Genomic DNA, 18,305 nt, shown 5'->3' with positions numbered 1-18,305 from the left:
CGTACCGCACGACCTGGTGGCATGCCGGTACCTGTTTCTGCTGAACGCCGAACTCGCCTCCACCAGGAAGGCGTGTCTCCTCATTTCGTTTTTCACGTTTTTCCCGAAATCCGAAGTCTGCCTGTCAGCACTTACTTCAGGAAGGGGCTCTCCATGATTCCACGGCAAATCGGCCGCTTTGAGATAAGAGAACAAATCGGCAAGGGCGGCATGGGCGAGGTCTTGCTCGGTTACGACCTGATCTTGAGCCGGCTCGTCGCCCTCAAACTCATTCGCCAGGAACGACGATTCGACACGGAAGCCAAGGCGCGTTTCCTCAGAGAGGCACGAACCCTATCGAAACTGGATCACCCGGGCATTTGTCGAATCTACGACTACATCGAAAACCCCAACGCCGATTTATTGGTGCTGGAGTACATCGAGGGCGTTACCTTCAAACAGGTAAAAGCTTCCTCCATCGATTTCCCGACCAAACTCGACTACCTGATCCAGGTGGCCGACATCCTTGCTGCCGCCCATGGCGCTCAAATCGTCCACCGCGATCTGAAGCCGGACAACTTGATGCTTCAAAACGACGGGCGCATTAAAATTCTCGATTTCGGATTGGCCTGTCACGAACTGGAAAGCGAACCTCGAACCGACAAACCCGCCAAACCTGCCGTCTCCAACATCTCCAACGGTTCGTCCCACGATCTCGGCAGTGGGAGCCACACCACTGCCGGCAGTCTGGTGGGCACCCTGGACTACATGTCACCGGAGCAAGCGCGTGGCGAAGTGGCCGATTCGGCGAGCGACATGTACGCCTTCGGCATTCTTGCCCAAGAATTGCTCAGTGCACAGCGAGCCTATTCCCCAAGCACTTCACTCCCAACGAAAATCCTGAAGGTCGGGCGCGCGGATACTCGGGCGATTCACGAGACGGCACCTCACCTGAATGTCCAGCTTCGGCGCTTGATCGAGGAGCTGACCGATGTCGCCCCGGAAAAAAGACCGAACGCGGCCCAATGCGCAACGCGGTTTCGGGATTTCGTCCAGAAGCCTCAGCGGATGCGACGGCGCTATCTCTGGACCGTGGCGGTGACCTTGCTGATTCTGTGTGTCGCCCTGTTCGCGGCGCTGTTCCACCGATCGCCGGCAGTGCTCTCCATGGAAGACGAACAACCCCGGGTTGCGATCCTGCCCTTTCAATGCGATTTGAGCGAAGAAGAATTCGCGTGGGTTCCATTGGGCATGCCCGAAATCGTACGACAGAACCTGCAGCGCCAAGTCTCGGTGGACACGATTTCGATCGCCGACATCAAGAAAACAACCGCCGGCCAGCAGAATGGCAAGATGGCAACGAACGATTTGAACCGAATCACCGAATTGCTGGGCACCGATCTTTTAGTGACGGGTCGCATCAGCCGCAAGGATCCCGGCTTCCTGATCCACGCGAGCTTTTACAAGAAAACCAAGTTGTTGGGAGAAGAACTTTTGCGTGGAAACGACCTGGTCGCCATGAGTGAAATGCTCAGCACGCGATTGGCGCATCGCTTCCAGGTAGATACCAAGGAAAAGGCCCGTCCAGGCATTCTATCCCACGACAAATTCGTCAACTCGGTCTACGCGGTGGGGTTGCACATTTTTTTGACCGAGGGTCCAAAGCCGGCCCAACCTTACTTTCAGATTTGCCTGCAGCGAGATCCCAGCTTTTTGTGGGCCCGCCATTACGCCGCCAAAATCGCCTACCGACTGGGCGACTACCAAAATGCACGAACCTTGAACCAGGAAACCCTGGAAGGTGCACGTAAAGCCGAAGACACCGAATTGGTCGGTCAAAGCCTCTGGCAGTTGGGAAAGATCGCCAACGCCAACGGTGATTACAACCGCGCGGACATTCTGTTTCTGGAAGCCCTGGATCTCTTCCGAAAAGAGAACAACGCTCGCGGCTTGGGGCGCGGATACTACTACATGGGCCATTCCAATTATTCGCGGGGCAACATGGACCAGGCGGCCAAGTTTTTTAAAAACGCATGGCAGCTTCAAAAAGAAGGCGGAAACATGATCGACCTGGCCCGTACCGCCAACTTCATGGGTCTGGTTGCCATGGCGAATGGTTTCTACGAGGAGGCCGAAACCCACTTTTTGGAAGCCAGGGTCCTGTTCTCGAACATCGGCGAGACCAACTTCGAAACCCTGACACTGGGAAACCTGGGTCTGACATCCATGGAAAAGGGAGATCTGGTCAAAGCGCAGGAATACTTGAGCCAAGCCCTGGAAATCACGCAAGCGGCCGGTGATCGCCGCAATGAGTTGATCATCCGCCTCAATCTGGGCAAGGTTTGGCTCACCAGGGGACAATTGAACCAAGCCGAATCGGAATACGAAGCCCTGCTGGGCCTCACAAAAGAATTGGGAGATCAGGAAACCCAGGCGCTGGCCTACGCCAGTCTTGCCGAAGTGGCACTGGAACGAAAGGAAGCGGAGAAGGCCCTATCCTTCATCGATCAGGCCCAGGCGCTCGATTCCTATGTCAAAGACCATTTCCAAACCTGGATCGTGCGGGGGCAGTCCCTGGTCGCATTGGGCCGCCACGGCGAAGCGGTCCAGGCGCTGCGGCGCGCCAAGACTCAGGCTGGCCAGGCCTGGAAAACGGAGTGGGAGACACTCCTGAAAGAAGCCGACAAGCATGCAGCCACGAAATCCCGTGTCTCGGAGCGGTCCTGAAAACCGCCGCTATCACTCGAATGGGTGCGGGGCGACCATGTTCCACCGTCACATCGGAAATCCCGAGTTCGCGAAACGGCTACCGCACGCCGAACTGATGCGGACTCAGCGGGGGCTCAACCTCAAAGGACATATTCCAAGGCATCGACGAGACTGGTCACGCCGCGCACCTCGAGCTCGTCCAGCGCATCTCCGGCATTTCCTTTGGGGCCCACAACCCGTTTGAATCCAAGGTTGACGCACTCTTTCATGCGCAACCCTGCCTGGCTCACGGAACGCACTTCCCCGGCCAGGCCAAGTTCACCGAATACGGCTATATCGGATCCCAAATTGAGGTTTCGGAAAGAGGAATAGATCGCCAGGGCCAAACCCAGATCGATCGCCGGCTCCTGGATCGCGATCCCGCCCACCACGTTCACGAAAACGTCAAGCCCCTGCAGTTGCAGGCCCGCCTTCTTTTCCAGCACCGCCATGATCAACGCCAAACGATTGCTGTCGACGCCCATGGTGACGCGGCGGGGAGATGCGTAGGTGGAGTTGCTCAACAACACCTGAACCTCGACCATCAGCGGTCGCGATCCCTCGACCGTGGGCACCACCACACTGCCGGCGCTGGCTTCGGGCCGCTGCTCCAGAAGGACCTTGCTCGGATTGGGCACTTCCTTGAGCCCGGTGGATTCCATCTGGAAGATGCCCAGCTCCTGGGCTGGTCCGAATCGGTTCTTCTGGGAACGAATCAGACGCAGGCTGTGGTACTTGTCGCCCTCGAAATAAAACACGCCGTCGACCATGTGCTCCAAGGTTTTGGGACCTGCAATCGCACCTTCCTTGGTGATATGCCCAACCAGAAAAATGGTGGTCCCGCGCGTCTTGGCGATATGGAGCAACTTGGTGGTCACCTCTCGAACCTGAGTCACACTGCCCGCCGCGGAGGGAATGTTCGCCGAACAAATGGTTTGAATACTATCGACCAGGGCCACGTCGAAACTGTCGCTCTCCAGGGCCTGCTCCACCATTTCATAGGAGGTCTCGGCCAGGAGCATGAGATCGTCGGCGCTCAATCCGAGGCGTTCGCCTCGCATCTTGATTTGAGACAGGGACTCTTCCCCGGAAATGTAGATGACTTTCTTCCCCAGCGATTGAAGATGTCCGGCGACCTGCAACATCAAGGTCGACTTGCCGATGCCGGGATCGCCACCGATCAGCAGGAGCGAGCCGGGCACCAATCCGCCACCGAGAACTCGATCCAACTCGTTGGATCCACTGGTGTACCGGGCCGCTGATTCCACGGCCACATTGGCATAGCGCGTCATCTTGGGCGCTTCGCCGGGAGGGGCCGCTTTGCGCGTGGTGCCATTGGTGAGATTCAGACTCCCCCAAGTTCCACAGGCCGGGCATTGACCCAACCACTTTGGCGTTTGATAGGCGCAGGACTCACAGACATAAAAGGCTTTGGACTTGGCCACCGTAAAGGCTCCCCAGGAAATAGGCGGATCATAACCGCCCATCGTCGTTCCACGCAAGTGAGTGCCCCAACATTGCACCCACCGAGAACCTACCAAAGCGGCCTGGCAGAAGGGCTCCTTTCCGAACGTGGGACGCCAGGTCTCGGCAAAGATATTTTTTTCAGTCGATTAGCTGAAACCGGGCCAAAGACGGAGTAAATGTCGCAAGGAATACCAACCCGGTTGAAGAGACACCATTCAATAACGGCCGTTTCGGGAATGAATCAAACGAGGGCGGATTTGCCGAGATAGAATCGCAACCGGCGATCACTCGGTAATCCTGGATGGAAATCAAAGCGTTCGAATGGCCAATTCACGGATGCGTTTGGTTCTCAAGGATTTTTTCAAGTATAATGGGACACCGAATTTCGTGACGCAAAGTCCATTAAGGCACAAGAGGAGATCGCTTTGAAGATATTCCGGGTTTTGGGTTGGGTATGCTTACTCTGTCTCGCGGCCTGCCAGCAAGCCAATCCCATGGTGGAAATCAATAAGCTCATCGCGGATAAAAACATCCGCGAGGCAAAAGCCAAATACCGAGAATATGTTCAAAGTTCGAATTCGCCGAAGATTCACCGCAACTATATCGAATTCCTGTATCAAAACAAGCAGTTTCACGATTTCCGAAAAGAAGTCAGAGAATACTTGAACAAGCACCCCGACGACGTGGAAATCAAGAACTTGGAATACGACCATTACGCGGATCTGGCCGAATCTTCGGAACGTACCGGCGACTATCCCAACGCGATTCAATACATCGTCCAAAAACTCCTCTCGCCGGATTACCGGGATCATCGCCGTTGGGAAGGCCGGCTCGGCGATATTCTGCGCAAGTGGTACAAGGAAGCCGAAGAACAGGGCGACATCAACCTCCAGAAAAAGGTTTTGACCGACATGATCGCGTTGGGCTTCACCAACCTGGCCGAGAGTCTGGCGCCTCCCGAGCTGAAGAAGGAATTATTCAAAAATCAGTGAGCGGCATTCGACGACCCGCCATCCTCTCTTCTGGAAATGAACGTGATTTGCAGGGAATCACTTAGATCGATCCTTGGACAACACCTGAGGCTTAAGCCTCCAGGCATCCCTGTTTCAGACGAGCGTTGATTCGCTTCTGTCCATCCTGCGTTTTGATTCAGGGTCCGATGTAGGCCCAGCAAATGTCCAGCCGTTTGGACGAGCACACAACTCGGATCCCTGCTTCCCGGTAAACCGAACCGGGCCTCTTTCGGTCTCTGAAAGTGACCGGCAATTGCCTACACCGAACGAGACAGGAGATATATAACACCATGAACGGCAAAATGTTACCCTTGTTAACGTTGCTCATGGCCACCATCTGCCAGCCGATCCTGGCCATGGCCGACACCCATCAACCCATGGACGACCTCCGCTATATCCGCGACTGGGAACGCAACCGAATCGCAGGAGATTTGGCAGCGGTCCTCAACCTGGACGATGGCCAGATCACCCAGCTTCGCGAGTACCGGGCCAAAGTCGACGCGGTGAACGCCGAGATCCAACCCCGCCTCGACGCCGCTCGCCAAGCCGTGGAAGTGGAAGCGGCGCGTATTCGCGGCCATCTGGAAAACGGTGGTGAACTAACCCAGACCGACAAGGACAAGCTTAAGGAAACCAGAAAAGCGGTACGACAAATACGCAAGGAAAAACGGTTGAAAATGCGGCTGGCGACATTGGGCATGGAGGATTTGCTCAACAGCACCCAGATACAGACCCTGAAAGACTTTTTGATCTCCAAGAACTTCGATCGTATTCGGAAACACGCTTCCAAAGCCCGCGCCCGGGAGGCCAATCGCGGCCAACGCAAAAGAGCCCTGAATCGGGCCAAGTATCGCGTCGCCAAAATGCTCCTGAGTGACGGCTTCCTCAACAGCTACCCATGACAGCACTCCCGGCCGGACGGAAAGCTCCGGCCGAAGTTCCCACAAATGCCCATGAAAAAGTGAGAACCCGGGTCTCCCTCAGCGTTGTCGAATCCAGGTGCTGACACCAAAGATACGCGTCAATTTCTCGGAGGCGGAAACGGCCGCCTCTCGACTGCGATAGGGACCCACCTGGACCTTGAACATGCCGCCCTCGCTGACCATCGAAGCACTATAGCCCCGACCGGACACTTTTTGACGAAATGATTCGACCTTATCGCGTTCACTGCCGGCCAGAACCTGAACCCAAAAACCGGAACTCAGGGATTCGGGTGACGGTGCCGGCGCTTCCGACCTGCGCGGCGCTGTGGCCTTGGGCGGCGCGGCGCGGGATTGTTCGCTGCGCGGCTCTTCCCGTTCAGCCACCCGAACGGGTGGACGGACGGGATCGGTCACGGGCTTGGGCGGCTCGGCCAGGCGTGCTTCGCGCAATTCTTCGACCGCCTGATCATCCAGGTAATCGGGCTCCAGATCGCGATTTTCCTCTTCCATGAGCAGGGACGGTTCGTCGTCGAACACGGCGAGCTCCTTTTCGACCGCCTCGTTTCCAGGTTGCTCACGCACCAAGGCCGCGGCGTATTCATCGGGATTGGCCCGCTCGTTCCACTTCAAATCGTCCTTACCGATCAGGATCCCCATCAACAAAAAGAAAATGTTGATGAGGACAAAGACGCCGATCAGGATGAAGACGAGACGACGCGGTACATATACGCCATCTTGATTGCCCCGCATGCAAACCTCCGCATTCGTTTCGTGCATCGACGGCAGAAAGGGTTTATTCTAACCCAGGTCGCGGCACGGCTCGGCAGGCTTTTGCGGCGGGTTCGCCCAATGGTCGCCCGATGGTCTCCACACCTGGAAAAAACTCGGTCGACCCAAGGATCCCCGAAACCAGGGCTCGACGATCAACCGGGGTGACAAACATCTGGGAGGCCGTCTTCTCGAGCCGAGCCCAAGAATGGGGACGGTAGGGTCAAATCCCGCGGAGCCGCCGGGGCAACGTGACGCACCGGCTTCGGACCTCTCCGAGCCATGTGTCAAACCGCTACACCGTCCAGGTTGTCATACCATGCTCAATCAGGGTCAACGGGTCGTGCTTCCCTTGAAACCGACCGACATGAATCGGTCCCTTGCCGACTATGTGGCGCGTCATGCCCCCATATTCCGTGGCCACGATGTCTGCGGTTACCTCGCGGAACGGCGTTTCCACGTCAACGGAGAGCCGGCACCGGCCGAGACGATTCTACAATCGGGCGACAAGCTGGAACTGATGCGTCCACCATGGCACGAGCCCGAAGTTCCGCGCGATTTCCCCATCGTCTTCGAAGACGCGGACGTTCTGGTCGTCGACAAACCCGCCGGTATTCCCATCACGCCGACCGGTCCCTTTCTGACGCATTCCCTGCTCCACCTCCTGCGAAACGAGTTCGCGAACCCCGATCTGGCACCGATCCATCGCCTGGACCTGGAAACATCGGGTCTGATCGCCTTTGCCAAGCGCGTCGAAGCCCGCGGTTGGTTCCAGAGCCAGTTTCAACGGCAAACGGTAGAAAAGCGCTACGAGGCCCTGGTATTCGGCCGGATCCCGAAAGATCTGCATCTCGTAGACATCGCACTCGACCGCGACACGCTGATCCATTCCAAATTCGTTCCACACCCGCAAGGCAAACCCGCGCGAACGGAGATCCTGGACCGCCACCATTGGGGAACCTACTCATTCGTGTCACTCAGGCCGCTTTCAGGTCGAACCCACCAAATCAGGGCCCACCTGGCGGCGGTCGGTCACCCGATCGTCGGCGACAAAAAATACGGATCCAACCCCGGCCTCTTTTTGAAGTGGCTGGAGACCAAAGACACGAAACTCTATTTAAACGAATGGAAACTGCCGGCTCAAGCGCTCCACAATCGCGGCCTGATCCTGCAAGATCGCAAAGGTTGCCGGCTGGTCTTGCACTCCGAGCGCGACGTCGCCCACTCTTGGCAACGAGGTATCGCATCCATCGACGGCGACATACAGATTTCGTGATGATCGCGTTCCAGCATTAACCCCATGGAGACCAACGCCAAACGTGGATGGGCGAGGTCATTCCGGGGATTCGGGTATAATGTGGCTGCCGCGATCACCACGCGGTATGGATGAGCCTGAAGGCAGGCCTCAAAAGGGAGGGAATCGATGACGGGCAAATTAACCGCCACAACATTCGGAGCACGGACAGTCACGGCGATGGCCGTGGGACTGTGGGTCTTGGCGACCCCCGCACTGCTCGCCGGAGGCTCGTTCTTCGAGGATTTGAGCCTCGAAAAAGCCTTGGAAAAGGCCGGGCAGGAGAAAAAGGTCGTGTTCATCGATTTCTTCACCACCTGGTGTGGCCCCTGCAAAATGATGGACCGCAACACCTTCAAAGACGCCAAGCTGATCGATTGGATGAAGAAAAACGCGGTGGCGATCAAAGTGGACTGCGACCGCAACAAAAAGGTGGCGACCAAATACGGCGCCAATTCCTACCCCACGCTCATGTTCCTCGACGCAAAGGGAGAAATCCTGGAAACGGCGGTCGGCTTTCGGGATGCCGAAGCCCTGCTGGCCTTGGGGGAACGGGTATTGAAGGGTGAGACCGGGGCGAAAGGCATCATCTCGGCACTGGCCAAGGCCGATCCCAAGGACATCGACGCTCGGCTGGAATACGCGAAAGAGCTTCATCGCCTGCGACAATTCGACGAGGCGTTGAAAGGATATCAACAGCTTTACGTGGATTTGGCCAAAGTGGGCCCCTCCGACGAGAGGGCATCGGGAGTGTTGATGCTCATGGCCCAACTGGGTCAGGAACACATGCCCGCGGTCGAAAGCCTGCGGGAGTTGCGCAAGCGGCTGGGCCAAGATCTGCGCAGCAGCGCGGCCGTCGATCCCCAACGCGCCATGGATTACGGGTACATTTCGAGCCTGTTCCGGGAAAACGAAAAGACGCTGGCCCTGTTCGACGATTTGGTGAAGCTGGATAACAAGGCGGCCCTGACTGCATTGGAACCCTTTGTCTTCGATCAACTCATGAAAAATGGTCGCTACCGGGAGTTGTTGGCATACGGAAACCTAAACGCGCGCATCGAGGAACTTTTTTCACGGTACCAACAACTGGAAAAGGCACCTTCGAACCGCCGCAATCGCGTAGACCGCGAAAAGCAGGTGATGCTCTCCAGACTCTCCCAGTATTACCAAGTCTATGTTGGCTTGGAGAAGGCGGCCGAAGCCACCGCCCTGGCCAACCGGATCTTGAGCATCGAGCTCCCCAATCAGCCAGGTTACCTTCATCTGCTCCTCGCCAGAGCGGGGTACCTCAGCGGCAAACCCACTCAGGAGAACCTGGGATACGCACAAATCGCCTATGAGAAAACCGATGGCCGCAACGCCAATGCGGTGGAGATCTTCGCGTTTCTGCTCTTTGCCATGGGCGAAAAGGACACGGCCATCGATCTCATTCAGGAAAGCCTGTTTCATTTCGAGGAAGGCCGCGGACGCGATCAACTGATGCGGAGCCTCCAACAAATCGAACGCATGTAACCGGTACCCATTCGGGAACAGGACATTCTTGAACTCGTTCGTCGGAATGGACCGGGGCCCCAATGCGATCCGGCATCGGCAGTCAGCGATCAGGTTTCAGCCAATCGCCTCGAAGCGATACCCTTGCTGAAATCTGGGGCCTGCTGCCGCGCCCACCCAAACCGACGAACTCGACAACCGCGATCCATCCCATTCTGGATGGGTCCAGGCCCGAACCCGCACAGCCCGCTCGTCACAAGGGCAAACCTGGCTTGTTCGACCGGTTCAAATGCTCGCTACAGCGATGTCGAATCGGGTCAGCTCTGGACGTCGGTTCCGTTGCCGTCCTGAAACTGGCCGACCAGACTTTCCAAATGAGCCAATCCGAAGGTGATTTTCTTGAAAAAAGAATTGGCGTGACGAACCAGGTGAAAATGGGGATGCTGCGACCACAGCCGACGAAGGTGCTGATCCAGTGAAAGGGCCTCTGAAAGGGATTCGGTCCGTATGGGGTTGCCACCTTCGATAGAAATTTGTCCCGCCGCGGCCGTCTCGAAGAACAAAACCGCATCGTAGCGCTCCAGCTCTTCTTCCAAACTGGTTCCCAGGGATTCGAAAAAGGCCTCGCCGCCACCCGGCCAATAGGCGGCACCGTCGACCGTGCCGCGGTCACACAACAGGATTCGATCCGGATACCGCGCGGCCTGAACATCTTCCAGGTTTCTTTGCACGTGGTAGATGGCATGTTGCACGGCAGCCAATCCATCCTCGGATTCGGCACGGGGAAACCCGCCCGAGAACAGCATGGTGGCCGCTTCGGGAACCACGACCACCGAATCGCCGATTTCGCGGCGAAAAAGATCGGCCGCGGTCGTCTTACCACCACCGGGGCCACCAGTGAGGACGATGCGATAGGGCTGAGAATTGCGAGAGGCGGGCGATACCGGATTCGATGCAGATGTCATGGGAATCCCTTTCTCGAGCGAAATTGAAGAAACGTAAAACGCAGGTGTGACCGACGGGCAACCGGGACAATCAGGTCACGCGACTTCAGGAGTGACCCTGCGCGAGGCGCTATTCCTGCCGGTGGCGCAACCTTTTCAACAACCGCTTGGCACTCACGGAATCGGGGTTCACGCGCAAACCGGCTTCCAAGGCCTCGATCGCTTCGTCGATCTGACCATTGTGGGCGTAAGCCTCGGCCAACGCTTTGTAAGTGCCGGGATAATCGGGATACCGTTCGATGTTGAAACTGAGGATCTCGATCGCCTCGAGCACCCTGTCGCGCTGCATCAGCTCGTACCCGAGCCGTTCGAGGGCGAACGGCGCGAAATTGATGTGGCTGGCCTGATCCGCTTCGAGCTCGCGGAAGGTTTCGATGGCCGCGGTGGCCCCCTCCTCGAAGGCCACCTTCTTGAGAATATCGGTCACAAGACGCCGCTCGGAGCCCTGCTCCACGACCAAGTGCCCCATGGTGACCTTTCCTTCGAGCCGCATCGAGGTTGCGCCCGCTTCGGCCTCAAGCAAACGGGGCCCCTCGTATTCCCCCATGTTGGCGCGAATCTTGGCTTTCACGCCGCCCTTTTCCGGTGTTTGAAAATAAACCGCACCCATGGTGACATCCAACTTGGCACGCACATCCCGCGGAAAGGGCCCGCTGTTGAGGATGCGACCCTCGCCCATGGTAAGCGAGAGGTCGGTTTCTTCGAAATTGAAATTCTGGATGTCTTCCAGACGCAGCTCACCCATGCTCATATCGAGTTTCAGGGCCTTGGCTTCGATAGGGTTGACCTGATTCATCCCCAGCTCGAAAAAGCCCATGTTGAGATCGAAGTCGGCATTGGTCAAGGGCACACCGGACAAATCGAACCGGCCGTCACCCATTTTCATCTTCACGTCCAGGTCGATCGGCATGTTTTTCGGCAAGTGGAGCACCAAGTTGTTCGGGGTGGCGGAGTCGTCGTAAAAAAGAGTGAGGGGCCGCTTGTTTTTCAAGGTCACGCGGTAGTCGATGTAATCCGCTTTCTCATCCACCTTGGTCTTCATCTCGAAATTGGCGTCATCATAGGTACCGTCCACGTGAATGCGACCCGGCTCGCCATCGGGCACGATCCGAAATTCCAGCATTTCCACGTTCACGGTGAGCCGAACGGGCTTGGTCTCGCCCTCCGCCAGCGGAAACGGCGTGATCTCGGATGCACCAAGCTGGTCCCCAACGTCGAGCGGCTGCAAATTGGGCTCGGCAGGAACGGAGAGCAGGGTCATGACGGCAAGGGCCGCACCACACAGCACGAACAGCAAGGTCATGCACCCACAGCTCCACAAGAGCTTTCCCATGCAGGATCGGTTTTGCCGTGTCAAATAGGTCCCCCATTTTTATCGACCGATGTTCTGCAGCCCGATTCGGTCATTGAAGTACATGGACGGCGCGTCGTGGATTCGCCCAACCGACCCGCCATGACGGCACCTTGAAATAAGCTATGTTATCACAAGGACCTCGGAGTACCGGACCACGGTTTCACGGCCTCTGCCGATCTGCCGCCGACAACCTCGTGCGTCCCAGAACATTTTAGCGGTTCCGCTCGTGGGAACCAGCCAAATGAACGGTGAATTCTGCCGGGAATCGCACCGGAAAGAATCTTCGGGAGATGCTCTCCAGTTCGACACTGGCGTTCAGTGGAGGTTCGCCGGTCGGCCGCGGACCGCCATTCGACAAACCCGTCGGATGGAAAGGAAATGGAACGACTCCGTATTCACATACGTTTCTTGTTTGGAAATCCGATTCCCTACCTGCGGATCGCGGCCGAATGAGCCTCGCGATGCGGGCGTGTGCCGGATAAGCAGGCTCGGTCACGCAGGCGACGAAAAAACCGGATTTGCTAGTTTTATCACTTGTCTTTCGAGGGGATCTGTTGAGAAAGTTGGAGAACGGGTCGGTGAACCCTTTCGTATTTGGGATTACGCAACGATTTCTTGCGGGTTTTACGCCAACCTATGCTTCACTCGACCTCCGACCTCTTTCAGGCGCACCGTGTCGAGGCAACAAACCTTCTACTACCAACACCTTAGTGACATCTCTAGCCACCTGGGTGACAACTTGTCACCAAAATGCTAGAATGTGAAATTTGCAATTCTTTAACCCAGCGTTTGCATGGAAACGAGGAGGTACCTTTTCCATGAAGTTGAAATTCCTGGCCATCACCCTTCTGGCAGCCGTCTCCTTTCTTGGATTCGCCCAGGACGGGAGCGGGCCCAAGCTACAAATGGAAAAGATGTCCCATGATTTCGGTGACATCGACAAAGGATCCAAAGTATCCACGGCGTTCCAGTTCACCAACACGGGGGATGCGCCACTCGAGATTAAGAACGTGAAGACGTCATGCGGCTGTACCTCGGCCAAGCCCGAAAAATCCGTTTTCCAGCCCGGCGAAGCCGGCGAAATCCCGGTCACCTTCAATTCCGGCCGTTTCTCCGGAAAGATTTCCAAATCGGTGACGATCCTGACCAACGAGGTCGCCGAAAACGGGGGCGAAGCCCAGACCGTCGTCAAGATCACGGCGAACGTGGTCACCGACATCGTGGCCAAACCGATGAGCCTGTTCTTCCCGCGTGCAAAAACCGGCCAGGTGGCAAAACAGGAAATCACCGTTTCCACCAACAAACTGGATCGGCTGGAAATCTCCGACATCAAATCCCAGCCGGCCTATGTCACCGTGGATCAACAGCGCGTGGACGAAAAAACCGTCAAACTGATCGTCACCGTTGACGGCGCTCAGTTCCCGGAAGGAAAGTCGCGCCTCAGCGGGTATCTCACCTACAAGACCAATTCCGAATCTCAAGCGGATATGCGCGCTTCGGTCACGATCAACATTCAAAAGCCCCTGCGGGTCACCCCGGGTTCGGTGTTCATGTTCGCCTCGAAGAAAGGCAAAGAGCGCAAAATCAATCTGCGGGTCGAATCCAGCGAGGAGAAAGACTTCAAATTGAGTGACATCAAATCAAGCCTGGATTACCTGAATGTGGCCGTCGCCGAAGACGGCGCCAAGCAAAAGCGCTTGGAAGTCACGTTGAGCGACAAGGCACCCGTCGGAAAATTCAACGGCACCATCACCATGAACACGGATCTCGATGCCCAGGCGCGGGTGGTCATTCCCATTCGCGGCAGTGTGGTCGAACCTCAAAAGTGATTCCGCCGAACGCCACTTCGCGGAAACAAATCGAAAAGCGCCCCGTCGAGGGCGCTTTTTTTATGCCCAGTCATCCGAAAACCACTGCCGATTGCGCCGCGCAAAAGCACTTGCAAGCGGCAACACAGGCCTCAAGAGGCCAGGGGCGGTTCGCTCTTGCGGTCGCGCAGGTACTCCACCAGCATGGTCCCAAGCGTTTTCTTGAAAAGCCCGAGAAACAGCCAAAAATACAAAAAGGTAAAGCTGAGCATCACGAAGAGAATCGGCAGCAGACTGAACGTCACCAGGTCCGAGAAATCCCTATGGGAAAGCCAAAGAATCATGAACAGGACCCACGCGTTGAAGAGCAGCACCATCGCCACGTCGGCGACATGTGCCGATCCGCGCACGAGCAGCGGCTCGCGGGCGGGCTCGGGTTCGGCGACCATGTCGAGGGGCGAATCGCGCTCGACGATCAAATCCAGATCGGGTTCGGAATCGCCATCGGCGCTGAACACCACGGCCGGCTTGGGTTTGGGTGCGGCCTTCTTGGGTTTGTCCTCGACGACGGGACGCGAAGGCGTGTCGGCTTCCACACGAGACGGCAGGCTGGCGGCTTTGGCCGATCCAAACAGAAACCTCGGGGTGGCACGAGCCGACCGGAGCGCGGCGAGGGTTTCACGCGTGGTGCGACACTGGCCGCACTGGGGCTCGTCGGGAGCCAGAGCGGCGCCGCAAACGTAGCAGACCTTCACGAATTGTCTCCTGCACCCATCGCGGCAGGCACGATGGGCGTGTCGCCGAGCTGGGCTCTCAAGCGTTGATGAAAAAGAAGAACCACTGGTCTTTTTCCACCGCGGTGATCTTACCATTGAAGAACCGCTTGATCACTTCCATATGCCGGCGCGGCATTTCGAAGGCGGGCTTGACCACCGTGGATTGCTTGAACAGGGTCATGGCCTCGTCCGGCTGATCCTCTTCGAGCTTCTTGAAGGCCATTTGCTCGAGAATCGAACCCAGTTGTTCGCGAAGGGCCGGGTCTTCCAGGTTTTGGGTCAACGCGGCACTGTAGGTTTCGATCGCCGGGGAGAGGTTGCCCCGACGCACATCGGTCTCGGCGCGCTTGAGCTCTTTTTCACCCACCGATTCGTCGGCCACCAATTTGGACTCGGACTGGCGGAGCCCCAGTTTGGCCTCGGACATGAGTTCCGTCAGACGATCCAACTCGTCTTTGAGCTCGAAGGTCCGCTTGCCCAGTTCGATGGAGCGGATTTCGGCAACCCGCGGCGTGGCCACTTCGACCACTCGACTGAACGACAGGATGGAAAACGCGAAGTTCTGCGAATCGTAGTATTCCTTGCCGAACAGGAGAAAATCCTCGCACTTCTGGCGCGCCCCGTTCCAGTTGACCTCACTGGTGGTGGGAATGTAGACTTCCTCGTCCTTTTCCTCGGGAATCGACATCTGGTTGACGTAGCGGTAGCCGAAATAGGTACCGAAGGCGATCCCGATCAAGATGATGGGCACCCCGATCAACAGGAACTTGCTGACCGGTTTCTTTTCTTGCCCAGTCTGAATGATGCGCGTGACCTGACGGGCCTCACCCGTGCCCTCACCGGTGTCGGGCGTGAAGAACTTGGTGATCTCTTCGTCGCTCGTCTTGGTGGCCACGGGCTTTTCCTGGCCTTCGTTGGTCTCGAGTTCGAGACTGCGTATTTCGTTGATCTGGCGCTTGCGATTCTCGATGGACTTGCGCACGGCATCCAACCCATCGAGATCGGGAACCTCGGTGGCCAAACGCGCGACGATGTCTTCGGCTTCCTCGTGATTGCCGCCGAGCAGTTCCTGCTTGGCGCGCTCCAATTCGGAGGCGTGTTTTTCCTGAAGCCCGATGGCGGCCTTGGTTTTTTCGAGGCACTGAAGGGTTTCACGGTGGTTGGGGTGGAATTTGAGGATGAAATTCCATTTTTCCATGGCCTGTGGGTAATGGCGCTCTTCGTAAAGGCGCAAACCGTCGTTATAGGCCTGGAGCAGCGCTTCCTTGGAAGGCAGACCGGCGTCGGCGGAAGGCGCGGCCGGCGGCTCGGGGGCCGGTTCGGGGCCGCCCGATTCCTCGGCCATCATGGCCCGCACATTCTGGATGTAATCTTTGACGATGCGGTTTTCGGGGTCGGCATCCAGAGCCTTCTGCCAGGCCTGGAGCGCGCGGTCGTAATCCTGTACTTCGTAGAGTTGGACCCCTTGCTGGATCAATTTGTCGACATCCACCTCGGGCGCGCCGGCCGCAGCGCCGTCATGCTGATCCATGTAGGCTTCGGCCTGGGACGTGTAATACATGGTGGATTCGAGATCTGGCGAACTGGTTTCGCTGGGTTTGCGTTGCTGAACGGGCGGGGCGGAAGGCTTTCCCCCAGCCTTGCAGCGTGCATCGATCTTTTGGAACAGGCCACGCAAATCCTTGTTATTGGGGTGCTTGCGCAAGAGTAGTTCGCACAGGCCGCGGGCTTCGAGATATTGCTTGGCACCGTAGAGGCGCTTGATTTCCTGCAATATTTCCTTGGATGTGCGCTTTTTCGTCTCTCCGGCCAAGGGATTGGGCGTGCCGGAATGGGAGGCGCCGCTCATCGATACGCCGCTCCGCGCACCACTCATGGAAGCTCCGCTTCGAGAGCCGCTCATGGAGGCGCCACTTCGGGAAGCACCGCTGCTGGAGAGTGTCTGTTGCAATTCCATCAAACCCTTGCGGGCTTTTTCGTGATTGGGGTCCTGTTTGAGTACTTGTTCCCAGAAAGCTTTGGCCTTGGCGTATTCCTTGGAGGTAAACGCCATAAACCCTTTGAGGTAGAGATCCTCAACGTTTGCGCTCATAAACCCGTCCAGCCTAAGAGAAAAATGCTGCCATTGATATCCACCCTCAGTTTAGGAAAGCCCCCCTTCGATGTCAAGCTGCCGAATTGGACAAACACGCTTGGTTTCAAGGGCCTATCAGGGCCTTTCGGCCCGCACGGAGACGGCTCGAAAGAGGCTCTGAATACACACTCACGAACCTTTCGGGCCCGTTCGAGACCTTTGACCAGCCCCCGGCGCCGCTCCTGGGCGCAACGCATAAAACCGGGGCAGATAATTTTCCCTTTGTCGCTTTTCTTCCCAGGACAATCCTGCTACAATGCAGCCACATTATCCTGGTCGGGCCTCGTGTCCAACCGGGACGGGGATGCAAGACCGCCACCTTTTGGCCCACCTTTTCAATTCCCACCTCTTTTTTTCCCTCCATCCTTTGGCCCACCTAACTTGGCCTTCCAAATACGATTGCATCCCCACCCTCCTCTCACGAGGAGCCGAAAGCCTGTCGTCACACCGCAATGGTTTGAGCGACGGGCTTTTTGCGTTGTGGGCCTAACCGCGAATTTTCGCGATCGGGCCGACGCAGTCTCCGGTATCGGGCAGCTCGCCCGCTCCGCACCGTTCGCCGGCCCGACCCATGTGGGTTTTTACTTCACCGTATAGACCGGGCAACCCGCCAGACGCACCAAACGTTCGGCGATGCTCCCGAGCAGAACGTGGCCCCAGCCGGTGAACCCATGGGTGGCGCATACCAACAGGTCGTGCGGATAGGACTCCAGATAGTTCAGCAGGGTGCGGACCGGCGGACCCATCAACACCCGCGTCTCCCATTTCTGGTCGTGAGCGAAGTACTTGCCGGCCAGTTTCTCGAGATCGGCACCTCGTTGATCCACGAGCACGGCGCCGGCTTCCCAACCCTGGGGAAAGGCATAGTCTTCGAGGACGTGAACCAAGGTCGCGCTGGCGCTGTGGAAGCGGGCCAAATCGGCGGCGGTCGTCAGGGACTTCTCGGAGATTTCGGAAAAGTCCACCGGTACCAAAATGCGATCGACGGCTTTGAGCGGATCGGCACCCTCCACCCATCGGGTCGTGATCACGGGACATTCGGAGAGCCGCACCACTTCTTCGGCCACACTGCCCAGGAAGAAGTGTTTCAGGCCGGTTCTACCGTGGGTGCCCATGACCGTCATATCGATTTCGTTTTTTTGAATGTAGTCCAGGATGACGCCGGAATTGGTGATGCCGCGACGGGTGATTTCGACGATGTCGAGCGGTAGTTCCTTGTAGGTATGCAACAGCTTTTGCATTTCCACTTCGGCAACTTTCTGCATCGCCCTTTCCAATTCATCCGGATCGGGAAACGGCAGGGATTCTTCCTGCTCGGGGCGGACGATGGCGTGCAGAATGTGGAGTTCGGCACCCAGGGTGTCGGCGTAAAACAAGGCCGTGCTCAGCGCCGCGCTGGCACAAGGGGAAAAATCAGTCGGCAGAAGAATTTTTTTAGCTTCCATTTCCATCCTCCTCCATGTTCAGGCGAGCGGTGCCGCCCGCATTTGTGCAGGAGGCGGCAGACCGCCTCATCATGCGGATATCGCGAATCCATGAACCATGA

General features: G+C 57.2%; 13 protein-coding genes. 6 read left to right on the top strand and 7 right to left on the bottom strand.

The genetic code is table 11. From position 1 onward, the window contains the following. Positions 1 to 153 precede the first annotated feature (153 nt). Positions 154 to 2,706, top strand: coding sequence for a serine/threonine-protein kinase (locus J3U87_RS18250; protein WP_237377217.1), 2,553 nt, complete (start codon positions 154 to 156; stop codon positions 2,704 to 2,706). Between the two features lie 122 nt (positions 2,707 to 2,828). Here J3U87_RS18250 and radA read toward each other — a convergent pair whose 3' ends face one another. Next, the gene (gene radA, locus J3U87_RS18245; protein WP_237377216.1) at positions 2,829 to 4,172 is read right to left on the bottom strand and encodes a DNA repair protein RadA; all 1,344 of its coding nucleotides are present in this window, start codon (positions 4,170 to 4,172) and stop codon (positions 2,829 to 2,831) included. A 684-nt stretch (positions 4,173 to 4,856) separates the two neighbouring features. On the opposite strand from radA, the gene J3U87_RS18240 reads away from it, so the two are divergent. Together J3U87_RS18240 and J3U87_RS18235 are read left to right on the top strand one after the other, a co-directional pair. Continuing rightward, entirely contained in the window at positions 4,857 to 5,186 is a 330-nt protein-coding gene (locus J3U87_RS18240) for a hypothetical protein (protein WP_237377215.1), read from the top strand. A gap of 311 nt (positions 5,187 to 5,497) precedes the next feature. Beyond that, positions 5,498 to 6,109, top strand: a complete 612-nt coding sequence (locus J3U87_RS18235; protein WP_237377214.1) for a hypothetical protein — start codon at positions 5,498 to 5,500, stop codon at positions 6,107 to 6,109. Between the two features lie 78 nt (positions 6,110 to 6,187). Here J3U87_RS18235 and J3U87_RS18230 read toward each other — a convergent pair whose 3' ends face one another. After that, entirely contained in the window at positions 6,188 to 6,880 is a 693-nt protein-coding gene (locus tag J3U87_RS18230; RefSeq protein WP_237377213.1) for an SPOR domain-containing protein, read from the bottom strand. 337 nt (positions 6,881 to 7,217) lie between these two features. On the opposite strand from J3U87_RS18230, the gene J3U87_RS18225 reads away from it, so the two are divergent. Both J3U87_RS18225 and J3U87_RS18220 read left to right on the top strand, forming a co-directional pair. After that, positions 7,218 to 8,174, top strand: coding sequence for an RluA family pseudouridine synthase (locus tag J3U87_RS18225; RefSeq protein WP_237377212.1), 957 nt, complete (start codon positions 7,218 to 7,220; stop codon positions 8,172 to 8,174). A gap of 147 nt (positions 8,175 to 8,321) precedes the next feature. Next, on the top strand, positions 8,322 to 9,704 hold the full coding sequence (locus J3U87_RS18220; protein WP_237377211.1) for a thioredoxin family protein: 1,383 nt from the start codon (positions 8,322 to 8,324) through the stop codon (positions 9,702 to 9,704). 296 nt (positions 9,705 to 10,000) lie between these two features. Here J3U87_RS18220 and J3U87_RS18215 read toward each other — a convergent pair whose 3' ends face one another. Further along, entirely contained in the window at positions 10,001 to 10,648 is a 648-nt protein-coding gene (locus tag J3U87_RS18215; protein ID WP_237377210.1) for an AAA family ATPase, read from the bottom strand. Between the two features lie 109 nt (positions 10,649 to 10,757). Next, entirely contained in the window at positions 10,758 to 11,990 is a 1,233-nt protein-coding gene (locus tag J3U87_RS18210) for a tetratricopeptide repeat protein (protein ID WP_237377209.1), read from the bottom strand. A gap of 869 nt (positions 11,991 to 12,859) precedes the next feature. Here J3U87_RS18210 and J3U87_RS18205 point away from each other — a divergent pair. After that, entirely contained in the window at positions 12,860 to 13,870 is a 1,011-nt protein-coding gene (locus J3U87_RS18205; protein WP_237377208.1) for a DUF1573 domain-containing protein, read from the top strand. A 131-nt stretch (positions 13,871 to 14,001) separates the two neighbouring features. Here J3U87_RS18205 and J3U87_RS18200 read toward each other — a convergent pair whose 3' ends face one another. The 3 genes from J3U87_RS18200 to J3U87_RS18190 form a co-directional block, all read right to left on the bottom strand. After that, positions 14,002 to 14,604, bottom strand: coding sequence for a hypothetical protein (locus J3U87_RS18200; protein WP_237377207.1), 603 nt, complete (start codon positions 14,602 to 14,604; stop codon positions 14,002 to 14,004). Between the two features lie 58 nt (positions 14,605 to 14,662). Beyond that, positions 14,663 to 16,717 (bottom strand): tetratricopeptide repeat protein, encoded by a 2,055-nt coding sequence (locus J3U87_RS18195; protein ID WP_237377206.1) that lies wholly within the window; start codon positions 16,715 to 16,717, stop codon positions 14,663 to 14,665. 623 nt (positions 16,718 to 17,340) lie between these two features. After that, positions 17,341 to 18,204: a universal stress protein gene (locus J3U87_RS18190; protein WP_237377205.1), complete on the bottom strand. Its 864-nt coding sequence runs from the start codon at positions 18,202 to 18,204 to the stop codon at positions 17,341 to 17,343. Positions 18,205 to 18,305 lie beyond the last annotated feature (101 nt).

It is taken from the genome of Sulfidibacter corallicola (genome assembly GCF_017498545.1).
In the GTDB taxonomy this organism is placed as follows: Bacteria; Acidobacteriota; Holophagae; order Acanthopleuribacterales; family Acanthopleuribacteraceae; genus Sulfidibacter; species Sulfidibacter corallicola.
This window is presented reverse-complemented; position numbering and strand designations above follow the sequence as displayed.

Excerpts from the sequence above, each read along its gene's own strand:
- J3U87_RS18210 (WP_237377209.1), bottom strand. The coding sequence starts at position 11,990 with ATGACCTTGCTGTTCGTGCTGTGTGGTGCGGCCCTTGCCGTCATGACC.
- J3U87_RS18195 (WP_237377206.1), bottom strand. The coding sequence starts at position 16,717 with ATGAGCGCAAACGTTGAGGATCTCTACCTCAAAGGGTTTATGGCGTTT.
- J3U87_RS18230 (WP_237377213.1), bottom strand. The coding sequence starts at position 6,880 with ATGCGGGGCAATCAAGATGGCGTATATGTACCGCGTCGTCTCGTCTTC.
- J3U87_RS18235 (WP_237377214.1), top strand. The coding sequence starts at position 5,498 with ATGAACGGCAAAATGTTACCCTTGTTAACGTTGCTCATGGCCACCATC.
- J3U87_RS18250 (WP_237377217.1), top strand. The coding sequence starts at position 154 with ATGATTCCACGGCAAATCGGCCGCTTTGAGATAAGAGAACAAATCGGC.
- J3U87_RS18225 (WP_237377212.1), top strand. The coding sequence starts at position 7,218 with ATGCTCAATCAGGGTCAACGGGTCGTGCTTCCCTTGAAACCGACCGAC.
- J3U87_RS18205 (WP_237377208.1), top strand. The coding sequence starts at position 12,860 with ATGAAGTTGAAATTCCTGGCCATCACCCTTCTGGCAGCCGTCTCCTTT.
- J3U87_RS18215 (WP_237377210.1), bottom strand. The coding sequence starts at position 10,648 with ATGACATCTGCATCGAATCCGGTATCGCCCGCCTCTCGCAATTCTCAG.
- J3U87_RS18190 (WP_237377205.1), bottom strand. The coding sequence starts at position 18,204 with ATGGAAGCTAAAAAAATTCTTCTGCCGACTGATTTTTCCCCTTGTGCC.
- J3U87_RS18220 (WP_237377211.1), top strand. The coding sequence starts at position 8,322 with ATGACGGGCAAATTAACCGCCACAACATTCGGAGCACGGACAGTCACG.